The 14,641-nt window shown below is 70.1% G+C and carries 17 protein-coding genes; 6 read left to right on the top strand and 11 right to left on the bottom strand.

Annotated features, from left to right (window positions below; translation table 11 throughout):
- Positions 1 to 87: 87 nt before the first annotated feature.
- Together egtB and OG2516_RS11925 are read right to left on the bottom strand one after the other, a co-directional pair.
- Positions 88 to 1,350 (bottom strand): ergothioneine biosynthesis protein EgtB, encoded by a 1,263-nt coding sequence (egtB, locus tag OG2516_RS11930; protein ID WP_040615176.1) that lies wholly within the window; start codon positions 1,348 to 1,350, stop codon positions 88 to 90.
- A gap of 90 nt (positions 1,351 to 1,440) precedes the next feature.
- Positions 1,441 to 2,319 carry a LysR family transcriptional regulator gene (locus OG2516_RS11925; protein WP_007255933.1) on the bottom strand — a complete coding sequence of 293 codons (879 nt, stop codon included), beginning with the start codon at positions 2,317 to 2,319 and terminating at the stop codon, positions 1,441 to 1,443.
- A 142-nt stretch (positions 2,320 to 2,461) separates the two neighbouring features.
- Between OG2516_RS11925 and OG2516_RS11920 the strand changes: the two genes are divergently transcribed.
- Complete coding sequence (locus OG2516_RS11920) at positions 2,462 to 2,935, top strand: hypothetical protein (RefSeq protein ID WP_007255932.1); 474 nt, start codon at positions 2,462 to 2,464, stop codon at positions 2,933 to 2,935.
- A gap of 7 nt (positions 2,936 to 2,942) precedes the next feature.
- On the opposite strand, the gene OG2516_RS11915 is transcribed toward OG2516_RS11920, so the two are convergent.
- The 5 genes from OG2516_RS11915 to OG2516_RS11895 all read right to left on the bottom strand — a co-directional run bounded on the left by OG2516_RS11915 (position 2,943) and on the right by OG2516_RS11895 (position 6,383).
- Entirely contained in the window at positions 2,943 to 3,716 is a 774-nt protein-coding gene (locus OG2516_RS11915; protein ID WP_007255931.1) for a hypothetical protein, read from the bottom strand.
- 64 nt (positions 3,717 to 3,780) lie between these two features.
- Positions 3,781 to 3,993, bottom strand: a complete 213-nt coding sequence (locus OG2516_RS11910; RefSeq protein WP_007255930.1) for a hypervirulence associated TUDOR domain-containing protein — start codon at positions 3,991 to 3,993, stop codon at positions 3,781 to 3,783.
- Between the two features lie 53 nt (positions 3,994 to 4,046).
- Positions 4,047 to 5,225, bottom strand: coding sequence for a dual-specificity RNA methyltransferase RlmN (gene rlmN / locus OG2516_RS11905; RefSeq protein ID WP_007255929.1), 1,179 nt, complete (start codon positions 5,223 to 5,225; stop codon positions 4,047 to 4,049).
- Between the two features lie 100 nt (positions 5,226 to 5,325).
- Complete coding sequence (locus OG2516_RS11900; protein WP_007255928.1) at positions 5,326 to 5,844, bottom strand: invasion associated locus B family protein; 519 nt, start codon at positions 5,842 to 5,844, stop codon at positions 5,326 to 5,328.
- An 11-nt stretch (positions 5,845 to 5,855) separates the two neighbouring features.
- Positions 5,856 to 6,383 (bottom strand): invasion associated locus B family protein, encoded by a 528-nt coding sequence (locus OG2516_RS11895; RefSeq protein ID WP_040615175.1) that lies wholly within the window; start codon positions 6,381 to 6,383, stop codon positions 5,856 to 5,858.
- Between the two features lie 194 nt (positions 6,384 to 6,577).
- Between OG2516_RS11895 and OG2516_RS11890 the strand changes: the two genes are divergently transcribed.
- From OG2516_RS11890 to OG2516_RS11870, 5 genes are read left to right on the top strand one after another with little or no spacing between them, the layout of a single operon-like run.
- Positions 6,578 to 7,564: an asparaginase gene (locus tag OG2516_RS11890; protein WP_007255926.1), complete on the top strand. Its 987-nt coding sequence runs from the start codon at positions 6,578 to 6,580 to the stop codon at positions 7,562 to 7,564.
- Positions 7,565 to 7,568: 4 nt separating this feature from the next.
- The gene (locus OG2516_RS11885; protein ID WP_007255925.1) at positions 7,569 to 8,504 is read left to right on the top strand and encodes an AEC family transporter; all 936 of its coding nucleotides are present in this window, start codon (positions 7,569 to 7,571) and stop codon (positions 8,502 to 8,504) included.
- Between the two features lie 25 nt (positions 8,505 to 8,529).
- Positions 8,530 to 9,360: an S-formylglutathione hydrolase gene (gene fghA, locus OG2516_RS11880; protein WP_007255924.1), complete on the top strand. Its 831-nt coding sequence runs from the start codon at positions 8,530 to 8,532 to the stop codon at positions 9,358 to 9,360.
- Positions 9,351 to 9,809 carry a YaiI/YqxD family protein gene (locus tag OG2516_RS11875; RefSeq protein ID WP_040615173.1) on the top strand — a complete coding sequence of 153 codons (459 nt, stop codon included), beginning with the start codon at positions 9,351 to 9,353 and terminating at the stop codon, positions 9,807 to 9,809. Before fghA ends, OG2516_RS11875 begins: the two co-directional genes overlap by 10 nt.
- Positions 9,806 to 10,426 (top strand): HAD family hydrolase, encoded by a 621-nt coding sequence (locus OG2516_RS11870; protein ID WP_007255922.1) that lies wholly within the window; start codon positions 9,806 to 9,808, stop codon positions 10,424 to 10,426. Before OG2516_RS11875 ends, OG2516_RS11870 begins: the two co-directional genes overlap by 4 nt.
- A 6-nt stretch (positions 10,427 to 10,432) precedes the next feature.
- Here OG2516_RS11870 and OG2516_RS11865 read toward each other — a convergent pair whose 3' ends face one another.
- The 4 genes from OG2516_RS11865 to OG2516_RS11850 all read right to left on the bottom strand — a co-directional run bounded on the left by OG2516_RS11865 (position 10,433) and on the right by OG2516_RS11850 (position 14,596).
- Complete coding sequence (locus OG2516_RS11865; RefSeq protein ID WP_007255921.1) at positions 10,433 to 11,677, bottom strand: MFS transporter; 1,245 nt, start codon at positions 11,675 to 11,677, stop codon at positions 10,433 to 10,435.
- Between the two features lie 75 nt (positions 11,678 to 11,752).
- Complete coding sequence (locus OG2516_RS11860; RefSeq protein ID WP_007255920.1) at positions 11,753 to 12,541, bottom strand: exodeoxyribonuclease III; 789 nt, start codon at positions 12,539 to 12,541, stop codon at positions 11,753 to 11,755.
- A complete protein-coding gene (locus tag OG2516_RS11855) occupies positions 12,541 to 13,656 on the bottom strand; it encodes an aminotransferase class I/II-fold pyridoxal phosphate-dependent enzyme (RefSeq protein WP_007255919.1) in 1,116 nt (371 codons plus the stop codon). The genes OG2516_RS11860 and OG2516_RS11855 overlap by 1 nt, the downstream gene beginning before the upstream one ends.
- Positions 13,657 to 13,909: 253 nt before the next feature.
- Positions 13,910 to 14,596, bottom strand: coding sequence for a response regulator transcription factor (locus tag OG2516_RS11850; protein WP_007255918.1), 687 nt, complete (start codon positions 14,594 to 14,596; stop codon positions 13,910 to 13,912).
- Between the last annotated feature and the right edge of the window lie 45 nt (positions 14,597 to 14,641).

Raw genomic sequence — 14,641 nt, 5'->3', positions numbered from 1 at the left:
CGCACCCTACCGCCAGACCCGTCGCGCCCATCCCCCGCACCCCGTAGGGTGTGCTTTCATTGCGCACCCACCTCGCCCCACGTCGGATCAACCCACGTCCCGCGCGAGCCGCAGACCCATCATCTGCCACCTCTGGTGCGGGTAGAAGAACGTCCGGTAGGTCGACCGCAGCTGCTCGGCCGGGGTGGCGCAGGACCCCCCGCGCAGCACCCGCTGGTTGACCATGAACTTGCCGTTGTACTCGCCGAGCGCCCCCTCGGGCGGCCGGAAGCCCGGGTAGGGCGCGAAGTCCGACGCCGTCCACTCCCAGACGTCGCCCCAGATCCCCGCCCCCGGCATCGGGCGCAGCATCCCGATATCGTCGCCGTCGCCCATCAGGTTGCCCCCGATCGGCGTGTCGCGGAAGGCGACCTCGTGCTCGGCCTCGGTGGGCAGCCGCGCCCCAGCCCAGCGGGCGAAGGCGTCGGCCTCGTAGTAGCTGACGTGGACCACCGGCGCATCGAGCGCCACCGGCTGCGGGCCGCGCAGGGTGTAGGTCCACCACTCATCGTCCTGCTGCCACCAGTAGAGCGGGTGGCTCCACTCCTCGCGCTTGGCGACGGCGAGACCCTCCATCAGCCAGTGCCGCGCGTCGTCGTAGCCGCCGTCCTCCATGAAGGCGATCCACTCGCGGTTGGTCACCGGTCGTTCGGCGATCTCGTAGGGCGCGAGGTAGACCTTGTGGCGCGGCCCCTCGCAATCGTAGGCGAAGCCGTCGCCGGCATGGCCGATCTCGACCAGCCCGCCCTCGAGACGGCGGTAGGCGAGCGGCACCTCGGAGGTGACGGGCAGTGGCTCGGGCTCGCGGTAGACCGGCAGCAGCGGGTTGAAGCTGAGCCCGTGCAGCAGGTCGGTCACCAGCAGCTCCTGGTGCTGCATCTCGTGGTGGCATCCGAGCTCCACCAGCGCCGCGATCTCGTCGGCATCGTCGCGCGGCCGCGCCAGCAGGCCGGCCAGGCTGTCCTCGACGAAGCTCCGGTAGGCCCGCACCGCCGCGCCGCCGGGGCGCGAGACGAGGCCGCGCCTGTCGCGCGCGTGACGCGGGCCGGCCTGGGTGTAGTAGGAGTTGAACAGGAAGGCGAAGCGGTCGTCGGGCGAGGCGTAGTCGGGCAGCCGGGGCTTGAGGATGAACTCCTCGAAGAACCACGTCGTGTGCGCCAGGTGCCACTTCGCCGGCGACGCGTCCTCCATGCTCTGCAGCATGGTGTCCTCCGGGCTCAGCGGCGCCGTCAGGGCGTCGGTGCGGGCCCGGGTGCGCGTGAAGAGGTCGAGGGCCTCGCTCCTGCTCATCGCTGCCGGCGCTGTCTTCATGGGTCTGTCCTCTCCGCGGAACCGTGTTCCGGAGGGACGTAGCGGGCCTGGCGGAAGATCAAATCACCGCAGTGCGATTCGCGGTGCTGCTCAGCCGGGCCACGCAAAGCCGGCCGCGGAGCGCACCAGCGCCTGCGTCGCCGGCGAGTAGGGGCGGCCGGGGATGCTGGCGAGGGCGATGGAGCGGGTCACCGACGGCGCGACCAGCGGCCGCTGGATCACCCCGGGGACGAAGACCGAGTATTCCGGCGCGAAGGCGAAGCCGATCCCGGCCGAGACCATCGCCTGCACCCAGTCCTCCCGCTCCGAGCGGAACCGCGCGTAGAGTTCCACTCCCTCGACGGCGCAGACCTTCATCACCATCTCCCGCATCTCGCAGGCGAGCCGGTCGACGTAGCTCTCTCCCGAGAGGTCGGCGAGCCCGATGGCGTTCTTCTCGCGCAGGCGATGGTCGGGCGGCAGGATGACCACGTAGCGCTCCTCGTAGAGCGGCGAGAGGCGGTAGGCGTCGGCCTTCGCGCCCGCGGGGTTCAGGATCGCCAGGTCGATCTCGTCGGCCTCCAGCAGGTCCTGCAGCTCGGCCAGCGGCGCCTCGGACACCGTCAGCTCGACGCCCTCGTAGGTCGCCTCGAAGGCCGCCAGGAAGCGCGCCAGCCGCACGTGGCCCACGGTGCTGAGCACCCCCAGCCGCACCGGGGCCTTGTTCAGCAGGCGGTAGTTCTCGGCGAGGGTGCGCGTCACGCCGGCCTGGTCCATGATCTGGCGCAGGTGCGGCAGGATCGACTTGCCGAACTCGCTGACATGGACCGACCTGCCCTCGCGGTGGAAGATCTGCGCGCCCAGTTCGTCCTCGAGCGCCTTGATGGCCCGGGTGAGCGCGGGCTGCGAGACGTTGCAGTCGCTCGCCGCCTTCGTGAAGTTCAGCGTGCCGGCCGCCGCCAGCGCGTAGCGGATCTGCGACATCTCCATGCGGTCTCCTCCCCTCGTCGCTGCTGGTCGCAGTCTAGCACGATCACCCATGCACGAGGTGCATCGATCGATAAGACATCGGTCGTGTCCGGGCGCCCGGTCGGCTGCTTCAATGGGTCCACGTCAACAGAGGAGAGGCGCGATGACACATTCGATACTCAGGACATTCGTCCTTCTGGCGGGCTGCACCCTGACGGCGGGGCATGCCGCGGCGCAGGGCTGCATGCCCGTCGGCGGCACGATCGACGCATCGGTCGTGGGCGGGGAGCCGGTCAACGTGCTCGGCAGCGTCACCGGCGATCTGGCGGGGGCGACCCGGGCCGTGGTGCAGGAGCAGACGGCGCAGGACGACGGGACTGTCTCGCTGCGGCTCGTCCACGACTTCGTGCTCGCCGACCGTGGCACGCTGCGCACCGAGGACACCGCGACCTGGACGCCCGTCGCCGGCAGTCCGGGGGTGTTCCACATGAAGACGGAGTACCGGATCACCGGCGGCACCGGGCGCTACGAGGGCGCGAGCGGCGCCTTCACCAACGAGGGGATCGCGGACACCAATGCCGGGCTCCTGACCCTGCGCTACAGCGGCGAACTCTGCCCCGCCGGCCAGCCGGGCTGACGCAGGCTCAGGCCGCCCGGCCCAAGGCGTCCCATTCGGTCCGGCTCTGGCGGAGCTTGCGCTCGAGGTTGTCCCGGGCGACGGCGCCGCCGGGGCCATCGGGGAGATTGGCGAGGGCGTCGCGGGTGTCGCGGATGCGCTGGCTGAGGGCCATCTTGCGGATCTCGCGGTTGGCCGGGATCTTGGCCGGGACGAGGAAGCGGGGCTCCATCCTGCGCAGCCGGGGGCTGTCGGCGAGGAGGCCGTCGAGCGCGACCTGGTCACGCACCTCGGTGACCTCGTGGTGGTAGCTCACCCGGTTGGGCAGGCAGAGGTAGCCGGAGAGGTCGTCCTCGCGGTTGCGCAGCAGGGCGAGGGCGTAGTCGATCTCCTGGTGGATCACGTAGCTGCAGACGTCCTGCAGCGGCGCGAACACGTCGAGCGGCAGGGTCTTGTGCGGGAAGCCGACCACCTGGGTCACCGTGGCGAGGACGCCGGTGATGTCGTCGGCGCCGATTTCCGAGACGAAGCGGCTCGCGAGTCGGGCGGAGGCGGCGTCGTTGCGCCCGACGGCGCCGGTGGGCGCGACGCGGGGGACGAAGAACACCAGCCCGTTGGGCAACGGCACCGCCCCGTTCTGCGTCGCCTGGATCAGGTAGCGGCCCTGCGCGCCGTCCCACGTCCAGACCTTCTGCGACATGCCGCGTCGCAGGATCTCGTCGCGCATGACGGCCTCGGCTGTCGCGCCGGGGACCGGCAGCACCTCGAACTCGACCGCCCCGATCCGCATCCTGCCCGCCATCGCCCGCTCTCCCCGCTGCTGCGCCTCATCCGTTAACGGAAGACGGCACGCAGCGGAAGCGGTGTCAGGCCTTGCTGAGTTCGCTGTCGGACTTCAGAACCTCGTCGCCGTCCTCCTGCTCGATCAGGTAGGCCGGGTTGTCGTCGTCGGCGTCGCGGGTGACCTCGGTCCCCTTGATCATCCGGGTGATCTTGCCGGTGTAGACCTTGGTGACCTTGCCGGTCCCGGTCCCGCCGCCCCAGTTCCACTCTACCTTGTCGCCTTCGCTGTAGGCCATGCCGCCGCTCCATCTGGTGTGGAGCGACAACGCCGGCCGGCGGGGCGCGGTTGCTAGAGCTCGGCCTCGATCTCGAGGCGCGACTTGCGGGCGCGTTCGGTGGCGGACTTGAGCTGGCCGCAGGCGGCCATGATGTCCTCGCCGCGCGGCGTGCGGATCGGCGAGGCGTAGCCCGCCTTGTAGATGATGTCGGCGAAGGCGCGGATGCGGTTGTTGGACGAGCGCTCGTAGGGGGCGCCGGGCCATTCGTTGAAGGGGATCAGGTTGATCTTGGCGGGGATGCCCTCGATCAGCTTGACCAGCCGGCGGGCATCGTCGTCGCTGTCGTTGACGTCCTTGAGCATGACGTACTCGAAGGTGATCCGCTCGGAGTTCGACAGCTTGGGGTAGGCCTTCAGCGACTCGAGCAGGGTCTCGATGTTCCACTTCTTGTTGATCGGCACGAGCCGGTCGCGCACCTCGTCGGTGGTGGCGTGGAAGCTGACGGCGAGCATGCAGCCGATCTCCTCGGCGCAGCGCGCGATCTCGGCAACGACGCCGGAGGTGGACAGCGTGATGCGGCGGCGCGAGAGCGCGATGCCCTCGCCGTCCATCGCGATCTTCATCGCGTCGCGTACGGCGTCGAAGTTGTAGAGCGGCTCGCCCATGCCCATGAGCACGATGTTCGACAGCAGGCGCGGGCCGCTCTCGCCGGTGCCGGTGCCGGGCGCGGGCCACTCGCCGAGATCGTCGCGGGCGAGCATGATCTGGCCGACGATCTCGGCCGGGGTCAGGTTGCGCACGAGCTTCTGGGTGCCGGTGTGGCAGAAGGAGCAGGTGAGCGTGCAGCCCACCTGGCTCGAGATGCAGAGCGTGCCGCGATCTTCCTCGGGAATGTAGACCGTCTCGACCTCGTGGCCGCCGGCGATGCGGACGAGGTACTTGCGGGTGCCGTCGTTGGAGACCTGCCGCGAGACGATCTCGGGCAGCGCGATCTCGAAGTTCTCGGCGAGCAGCGCGCGGTAGGGCTTGGCGAGGTTGGTCATCGCCTCGAAATCGCGCACGCCCCAGTGGTAGATCCACTGCCAGACCTGGTTGACGCGCATCCGCACCTGCTTGTCGGGCGTGCCGGCCGCGCGCAGCGCCTCGGCGAGCGCGGGACGGGTGAGGCCGACGAGGTTGGTCCGCCCGCTGTCGGGGATCTTGCGCGGAATCGTCAGGACGTCCTGCGTGATCGGGGCATCGGCCGGCATCGGGCTCTCCAGCGGGTCAGGTTGGTCAGGCAGGCCTCATATAGCAAGCGGGCGCGGAAACCAAAGGAATCCGCGCCCGAAAGTGCCGCAGGGGCCGGGGTCAGTTGTCGCAGCGGCGCGCGGCCTCGTCGACGGCCGGCCCGAAGCCGTTGAGCGAGAAGTAGTGCACCACGTTGGTGCCGCGGCTCGAGAAGGACGACAGCCGCACCTCGCGCCCGACGCGCATCTCCTCGATCAACGCGGCGTCGGCCTCGGCGCTGGGCGGCCAGGCCCAGATGTTGTCGGGGTAGAGCGCGTGCGCCTCTGTCCCCACCTGTGCCTCGATCGGCTCGTCCTCGGAGAACGGGAAGCCGCCCAGGTAGGCCACCTGCCCCATCGCGCCCTCGCCCGGGCGGTAGACGACGGTGAGGCTCGGCTCGTCGGTCGTGGCGCTGACCTCCGCGCCGTCGCGGAAATACTCCGCCCGCTGCGGCGAGGATACGGCGAGGCACTCGCTCTCATCCTCGGCGACGAAGACGTACCAGTCGGTATCGACCTCGGCCGCCGTCTCCTGCGCCGCGAGGGGCGTGGACAGCAGGGCGGCGGCCGTGGCCGCTGCGGCGATGCGGGTGATGTTCATGTCCCGGGTCCTCAGGCGCAGCGACGCGCCGCTTCCTCGACCGCGGCCGTGAAGCCGAGCAGGGAAAACTGGTCGATGGTCTGGTTGCCACGACCGGAGCGGCCGCGCAGGGTCGCCGTCGCGCCGCGCTTCATCGCGGCGATGATGCGGGTGTCGTCCTCCGGGGTCGCCGGCCAGGCCCACTCGCCCTCGGTGAACAGCTCGTAGGACGAATCGCCGATCTGCAGCGTCACCGTCGAGCCGCCCGCGAACGGGTAGCCGCCGGTGAAGGTCACCTGCCCGTCGACGCCGGCGTTGGGCCGGTAGAAGACGAACAGCAGGATGTCGCCCCGGCGCCCGGTGGTCGGGTTGCCGTTGCTGTCGACGATGCGGGTTTCCTTGGGCGCGGAGACGCCCCAGCACTCCTTGGGATCGTCTTCGACGAACACGCTCCAATCGGTGTCGGCAGCGACCCGGTTGGACGATTCCTGGGCCCATGCAGACCCGGCCGTGAGAATGGCCGCCGCAAAGCACGCGCCGCGCAGAAATCCTGAAATCATGTATACAGCCTCCAAGCTGTCCTTGCCTCTGTAGGGCCCCGCGCGAAAGCCACGTCTTGCGGCAGCTTTTCGGTGGCAGGGCTGGGATCAACCCGATAGCCATGACCTTAACAAGAAACAACCGCTCGGGGAAAGTCCGCAGGGCTCACGCTCTCGTGCGGAATTCCGCCGGAAAAACGATGGAATTTCATGCGATGACGCACCCCGCGATAACCGACGCGACGCTGGTCGAACTCACCCGCAATGACATGGTCGAGAGCGTCCACCGCGGCCATGCCGTCGTCGTCGACGACACCGGCGGGATCGTCGAGGCGTGGGGCGCGCCGGACACGCTGATCTACCCGCGCTCGTCGTGCAAGATGATCCAGGCGCTGCCCCTCGCCGAGAGCGGGCTGGAACTGAGCAGCGAGCAGCTCGCCCTCGCCTGCGCCAGCCACCAGGGCGCGCACCTCCACGCCGAGCGGGTCGGCGAGTGGCTCGCCGCGCTCGGCCTCGGCGACGACGACCTGCGCTGCGGCCCCGAGACCCCGCGCGACGACGCCACCCGGCGCGACCTGATCTGCTCGGGCGACGACGCCTGCCAGGTCCACAACAACTGCTCGGGCAAGCACGCGGGCTTCCTCGCGCTCGAGCAGCGGATCGGCGGCGGGCCGGAATACGTCGAGCTCGATCACCCGGTGCAGCGTGCGGTGCGGCAGGCCTTCGAGGAGGTCACCGAGGAGGTGACGCCGGGCTACGGCATCGACGGCTGTTCCGCGCCGAACTTCCCCGTCACCCTGCTCGGCCTCGCCCGCGCCATGGGCGCCTTCGCCTGCGCCGGCCAGACCGGCGGCGCGCGCGACAAGGCGATGGTCGCGCTGCGCGAGGCGATGGTCGCCCACCCCGAGCTGGTCGCCGGCGAGGGCCGGGCCTGCACCGAGCTGATGCGCGCGATGGACGGGCGCGTGGCGATCAAGACCGGCGCCGAGGGCGTGTTCGTCGCGATCGTGCCCGAGAAGCGGCTCGGCGTGGCGCTCAAGATCACCGACGGCACGACCCGCGCCTCGGAGTGCGCCATCGCCCGCATCCTCGTCGGCCTCGGCGTGCTCGACGCCGCCCACCCGCTCGCGCAGGCCCGCCTCAACCCGCCGCTCGTGAACCGGCGCGGCCTGACGGTGGGCGAGGTCCGGGCCGCGTTCTGACCCGATGCTCGCGGTCTTCCTCGAGACCCTGCCCTTCTTCGCGGTGATCGGGCTCGGCTACGGCGCGGGCCGCAGCGGTTTCTTCACCCCGGAGGCGACGGCCTACCTGACGAAGTTCGTCTTCTACTTCGCCCTCTCGGCGATGCTGCTGCGCTTCTCGGTCAACCTCGAGCTCGGCGCGATCTTCTCGTGGCCGTTCGTCTGGGCCTACCTGCTCGCGGGCGCGGCGGTCTACGGGCTCGTCACGCTCGTCGCCCTGCTGCGCGGGCGCGGCGTCGAGGAGGCGGCGGTCGAGGCGCAGTGCGCGGTGATCGGCAACGTCGGCTTCCTCGGCATCCCGATGCTGGCGCTGCTGCTGGGCGAGCGCGCGGTGGGCTTCGTGATGCTCTGCCTCACGGTCGATCTCGGCATCTTCGGCTCGCTGATCGTGATCCTGATCGTCGGCGGGCGCGACGGGCGGATGTCGCTCGGCATCCTGCGCACCGTCGGGCTGGGGCTGCTGGCGAACCCGATGATCGTGTCGATGGCGCTCGGGCTCGCGGTGTCGGGCGCGGGGGTGCCGGTGCCGGGGGTGGTGAACGACTTCCTGATCCTCCTCGGCGCCGCCGCCACGCCGGGTGCGCTGTTCGCCATCGGCGCGTCGCTGGCGAACAAGTCGGCCGAGCGTGTCGCGGTGGCGGGATGGCTGTCGTTCGCCAAGCTCGTGCTGCACCCGGCCGCCGTCGCCCTCTGCGCGCTGGTGCTGTTCGACGTGGAGCCGTTCGCGGCGGCGGTGATGATCGCCGTCGCCGCCTTGCCCGTGGCCGGCAACGTCTACATTCTCGCCCAGCATTACGGAGTCGCGCCGCAGCGGGTGTCGGCCTCGATCCTGATCTCGACGGCGGTGAGCATCGTCACCGTCTCGGCCACCATCGCCTGGGTCAGCGGCCTCGCCGGCTGACCGGACGCGCAGCAAGGAGAGCCAGATGGAAACGAAGTCCGAGAACCGCTGCTTCGGCGGCGTGCAGGGCGTCTACGCCCACGCCTCCCGCGCGACGGGGACGGAAATGACCTTCGGCCTGTTCCTGCCCGAGGAGGCCGAAAGCGGGCCGGTGCCGCTGCTGTGGTTCCTGTCGGGCCTGACCTGCACCCACGAGAACGCGATGACCAAGGCCGGCGCGCAGGCCTTCGCCGCCGAGCACGGCATCGCGCTCTGCTTCCCCGACACCTCGCCGCGCGGCGACGGCGTGGCCGACGACGACGCCTTCGACCTCGGCCAGGGCGCGGGCTTCTACCTCGACGCCACCGAGCAGCCGTGGGCGAAGCACTACCGGATGCGCGACTACGTCACCGACGAGCTGCCCGCGCTGCTCGCCGGGCACTTCGCCATCGACACCGGGCGGCAGTCGATCACCGGCCACTCGATGGGCGGCCACGGCGCGCTGACGCTGGCGATGACGCTGCCGGGCCGCTTCCGCTCCGTCTCGGCCTTCTCGCCGATCTGCCACCCGAGCGAGAGCGACTGGGGCCGCAAGCAGTTCACGGCCTATCTCGGCGACGACCGCGCCCGCTGGGCCGAGCACGACGCGACGCGGCTGATGCGCGACCGGGGCCTCGACGCCCCGCTGCTGATCGACACCGGCAGCGCCGACCAGTTCGCCGACCTGCTCAAGACCGAGTCTCTCGCCGAGGCCATCGCCGCCCGCCGCCAGCCGGCGACGCTGCGGGTCCAGAAGGGCTACGACCACAGCTACTTCTTCGTCTCGAGCTTCATCCCCGATCACCTCGACTTCCACGCCGAGGCGTTGTGGGCGTGATCTACGTCGACGCCGACGCCTGCCCAGTGAAGGCCGAGACCGAGCGCGTGGCGACGCGTCACGGCGTGCGCGTCGCCGTCGTCTCCAACGGCGGCATCCGGCCCTCGGCCAACCCGCTCGTCGAGATGGTCATCGTCCCCGACGGTCCGGACGAGGCCGACAAGTGGATCGCCGAGCGTGCCGGGCCGGGCGACGTCGTCGTCACCGGCGACATCCCCCTCGCCGCCCGGGCGGTCGAGGGCGGAGCGCGGGTGCTCAAGCACAACGGCGAGCCGCTGACCGCCGCCAACATCGGCAACGTGCTCGCCACGCGCGACCTGATGGCCGACATCCGCGCCGCCGACCCGTTTCGGCAAGGCGGCGGCAAGGGCTTCACAAAGGCCGACAGGTCGCGTTTCCTCGACGCGCTGGAGCGCATGCTGCAGGCCATCAAGCGGGAGACGCCATGACCATCGAAGCCGTCGTGTTCGACATCGGCAACGTGCTGATCCACTGGAACCCGGAACGATTCTTCGACGAGGCCGTCGGCGAGGCCCGCCGCCGCGAGATGTTCGACAAGCTCGACCTGCACGGGATGAACGAGCGCGTCGACCGGGGCGCGCATTTCGGCGAGACGATCATGGCCTTCGCGGCCGACAACCCGGAGTTCGCCGACGAGATCGTGCTCTGGCACGACCGCTGGATCGAGCTCGCCTCGCCCGCCATCGACCACTCGGTCCGGCTGCTGCGCGCCCTCCGGCGACACGGCACACCCTGCTTCGCGCTGTCCAACTTCGGCGTCCAGACCTTCGAGATGGCCGAGATGCACTACCCGTTCTTCAAGGAATTCGACCGCCGCTACATCTCCGGCCAGATGGGCGTCATCAAGCCCTCCCCCGAGATCTACGCCGCCGTCGAGGCCGATTGCGGCCTGCCGCCCGGCAGCCTCCTCTTCACCGACGACCGCGCGGACAACATCGCCGCCGCCGAGGAGCGCGGCTGGCAGGTGCATCACTTCACCCGCCCCGAGGGCCTCGCTCGCCGGCTGGTGAGGGAAGGGCTGCTGAAGGCGTCCGAGGCGGAGTAGCGGGCCTCAAGCCCCCAGCGGCACCGGCGCCGGGCGGTTCTCGCGGATCGGCAGGTGGACGAGGGCGGAGAAGGCGCCGACGCCGACGCCGATCCACCAGACCGCGCCGTAGCCGCCGGTGACGTCGTAAAGCCGCCCGCCGAGCCAGACGCCGAGGAACGCGCCGAGCTGGTGGGAGAAGAAGACGATGCCGTAGAGCGTGCCCATGTAGCGCAGCCCGTAGAGGTGGGCGACGAGGCCGCTGGTGAGCGGCACCGTGGCCAGCCACAGCGAACCCATCACCAGCGAGAACAGCAGCACCGTGCCCGGCGTCATCGGCGTCAGGATGAACGCCGCCGCGGTGACGGTGCGGGCGGCGTAGATGCCGGCGAGGACGTATTTCTTGGTGAACCGCTTGCCGGCCCAGCCCGCCGCCAGGGTGCCGGCGATGTTGGCCGCGCCGATCACCGAGATCGCCACCGCGCCGAGCGCGCTGGTGGTGGTGATGCCGAGCCCGTGCAGCATAGAGCCCGGCAGGATCGGGCCGCACATCTCGGTGACGAAGGCCGGGAAGTGCGCGGTGATGAAGCCGAGCTGGTAGCCGCAGGAGAAGAAGCCGACGAAGATGAGCGTGTAGGACGGATCGCGGAAGGCGCGGGTGAGGATCGTGCCCATGCTCTCCTCGAGCTCGGCCTTCGAGGCCGGCGCGGGCGCGCGCATCATCGGCAGCACCAGCAGCACCGCGAGGATCATTGCGGCGAAGACGACGAACACCCCCTGCCAGCTCATCACCCCGAGCAGCCCCTCGGCGAGCGGCGGGCCGAGCACCTGCCCCGCCGAGCCCGCCGCCGTCGCGATGGCGAGCGACATCGAGCGGTGCTCGTCGCTGGAGGCACGGCCTACCACGGCGAGGATCACGCCGAAGCCGGTGCCCGCGATGCCGAAGCCCACGAGCACCTCGTAGGCCTGGTGTGCCAGCGGCGTCGTGGCGCCGGCCGACAGCAGCAGCCCGGCGGCGTAACAGAGCGCGCCGAGGATGATCGCCTTGCGGTCGCCGACCTTCTCGGCGATGGCGCCGAAGATCGGCTGGCCGATGCCCCAGGCGAGGTTCTGGATCGCGATGGCGAGCGAGAACTCGGCGCGCGGCCAGCCGAACTCCTCGGCGATCGGGATCTGGAACACGCCGAAGGCCGCGCGCAGCGAGAAGCCGACGAGGATCACGAGGCAGCCGGCGATCAGGACCGGCGTGACGAGGGAGGGGCGCTGTTCCATGCCGGCCATCTTCCCACCGCCCGGGGTGGCGTCAACTCCGTTCCCGTGGCGCGCGCCATCAAGGGCGCTGATGGTTCAGAGGTCGAAGCTGGCGAATACCGGGACATGGTCCGACGGTTGCTCCCAGCCGCGCACGTCGCGCAGGACGCGGCTGCCGTGGGCGGCGGAGGCGATGTCGGCGGAGGCCCAGACGTGGTCGAGCCGGCGGCCCTTGTCGGCGGCCTGCCAATCGGGTGAGCGGTAGGACCACCACGAATAGAGCCGTCCCGAGGGGATGTCCTGCCGGGTGACGTCGACCCAGCCGCCCGCCTCCTGCGCGTCGGTGAAGTGGTTCACCTCGACGGGCGTGTGGCTGACCACCCGCAACAGCTGCTTGTGGCTCCAGACGTCGTCCTCGCGCGGGGCGACGTTCAGGTCGCCGACGAGGATCGACCGCTCCGGCCGCTCGGCGTGGAAGGCGTCGCGCATGGCGGCGAGGTAGTCGAGCTTCTGGCCGAACTTCTCGTTGACCTCGCGATCCGGCTTGTCGCCGCCGGCGGGGACGTAGAAGTTGTGGACCACCACGCCGTTCTCCAGCCGACCGGCGATGTGGCGGGCATGGCCGAGGCTCGCGTAGTCGTGGGCGGCGACCTCCTCGATCGGGGTCTTCGACAGGATCGCGACGCCATTGTAGCCGCGCTGCCCGCGCGCGACGACGTGGCGGTAGCCGAGCGCGGCGAAGCCCTCGAGCGGCATCTTCTCCACCGGCGACTTGCACTCCTGCAGGCACAGCACGTCGGGCGCCTCCTCCTCGAGCAGGCGCAGAACCAGCGGCGCGCGCAGGCGCACGGAGTTGATGTTCCAGGTCGCGAGGGTGAAGGCCATCAGAGCGCCTCGAAGAAGCCGGTCATCCGCGCCAGCCCCGCCTCGAGCACGTCGGTCGCGCAGGCATAGCCGATCCGCAGGCTGCCCTCGACGCCCATGACCGAGCCCGGCGTCACCAGCACGCCCGTCTCGGCGAGCAGCCGCTCGGCCACCTCATAGGCAGGCGCGCCGCCGGCGTAGTGCAGCAGTGCCGTCGTGCCGGCGGCGGGCTTCACCCAGCTAATCTTCGGCTGCGCCTCGACCCACGCGGCGAGCAGCGCGAGGTTGGTGCGGGTGATGTGGCGCGAGCGTTCGAGGATCGCGTCGCCCGCTTCGAGCGCGGCGGTGGCGAACCAGTCGTCGATCATGCTGACGCTGATCGTCGAGTAGTCGCGCCGGATCTCGACGTCGCGCAGGAAATCCTGCGGCCCCACGATCCACCCCAGCCGCAGCCCGGCCAGCGAAAACACCTTCGACATGCTGCCCGTGGCGAGGCCCTTGTCGTAGAGGTCGGCCAGCGACGGCGAACGTCCGTCGCCCGCCTGCGCCGAGCCGCGATAGACCTCGTCTGAGAGCAGCCACGCCCCGGCCTCACGGGCGATGGCGACGATCCGCTCGAGCATGTCCGGCGGGATCAGCGCACCGGTCGGGTTGTTGGGGTTGGTCAGCGTGATCAGCTTCGCGCCCCGCGCCAGCTCCGCCAGCCGGTCGAGGTCGGGCAGGTAGCCGTCCTCGCGCCGCAGCGGCAGTTCGCGCACCTCCGCGCCGAGCGCGCGGGGAATGGCGGTGTGCTGCTGGTAGGTCGGCGTGATCGCGACCGTGACGTCGCCGGGCTCCACCAGCGTCTCGTAGACGAGCATGTTGGCGCCGATCGTCCCGTGGGTGATGAGCACGTTCTCCGCCGCCTGACGCGCGTGCAGCCCGGCGACCAGCTCGCGCAGGCGCTGCGAACCGGTGATCGGGCCGTAGGTCAGGTGCAGCCTGGCGAGCTCGGAGGGCATGGCCTGGGTCTTGCCGGCGAGCTGCAGCAGCTCCTCGACGGTCAGCGAGTCGACGCAAGTCTCGGCGAGGTTGAGCTCGCAGCGCGTCTCCCACTTGTTCATCCACTGCTCGACGCCGAACGGTTCGATCTTCACGGGCCACGCCTCCTGCTGTGCCGGGCGGGCGTAGCACCGCGAGGAGGGCGGCGGCAACGGGGGGTGAAAGCGGCGGGAGGGCCGGGCTGAAGCCCGGCCTACGGGCCTGGCGGAGGTGGAGAAAAAAGAAAGGCCCGGGCTTCACTCTGCCCGGGCCGGTCCGTTGACGGAACCGATGACTTTCCCCGCCATCAGGGGCTTCGGGGGATGAACAACGATCCGGCGATCCGGTTCCGGGCCGCCGGAAGTTTCTTCATCCGACCAGCCGGTAGCCGCCGCTTTCCGTCACCAGCAGCCGCGCGTTCGACGGATCCGGCTCGATCTTCTGGCGCAGCCGGTAGATGTGGGTCTCCAGCGTGTGCGTGGTCACGCCGGCATTGTAGCCCCACACCTCGTGCAGCAGCACGTCGCGCGGGACGACGCCCTCGCTCGAGCGGTAGAGGAACTTGAGGATGTTCGTTTCCTTCTCGGTGAGGCGGATCTTCTTGTCGTCGTCGGTCAGCAGCATCTTCTGCGCCGGGCGGAACGTGTAGGGCCCGAGCTGGAACACCGCATCCTCCGACTGTTCGTGGGTGCGCAGCTGGGCGCGGATCCGCGCCAGCAGGACGGGAAACTTGAACGGCTTGGTGACGTAGTCGTTCGCGCCGCTGTCGAGGCCGAGGATCTGGTCGCTGTCGGAATCGTGCCCCGTCAGCATCAGGATTGGCGCCTTCACCCCCTGCTTGCGCATCAGGCGGCAGAGTTCGCGGCCGTCGGTGTCGGGGAGGCCGACGTCGAGGATGACGAGGTCGTGGTGCTGCTCCTTCGCCTTCGTCATCGCCTCGCTGCCGTTGGCGGCCTCGAACACGTCGAAGTCCTCCGTCATCACCAGCTGCTCGCTCAGCGCCTCCCGGATGTCCTCGTCGTCATCGACGAGCAGGATCTTTTTCAGTTGGGCCATATGGCTGTCTCCTATCACTCCGGCGTGAGATGTGATGCAGTCACG

The organism is Oceanicola granulosus HTCC2516, from assembly GCF_000153305.1.
GTDB lineage: Bacteria > Pseudomonadota > Alphaproteobacteria > Rhodobacterales > Rhodobacteraceae > Oceanicola > Oceanicola granulosus.
Note: the sequence above shows the minus strand (reverse complement) of the source record. Positions and strands in the feature narration are given on the sequence as shown.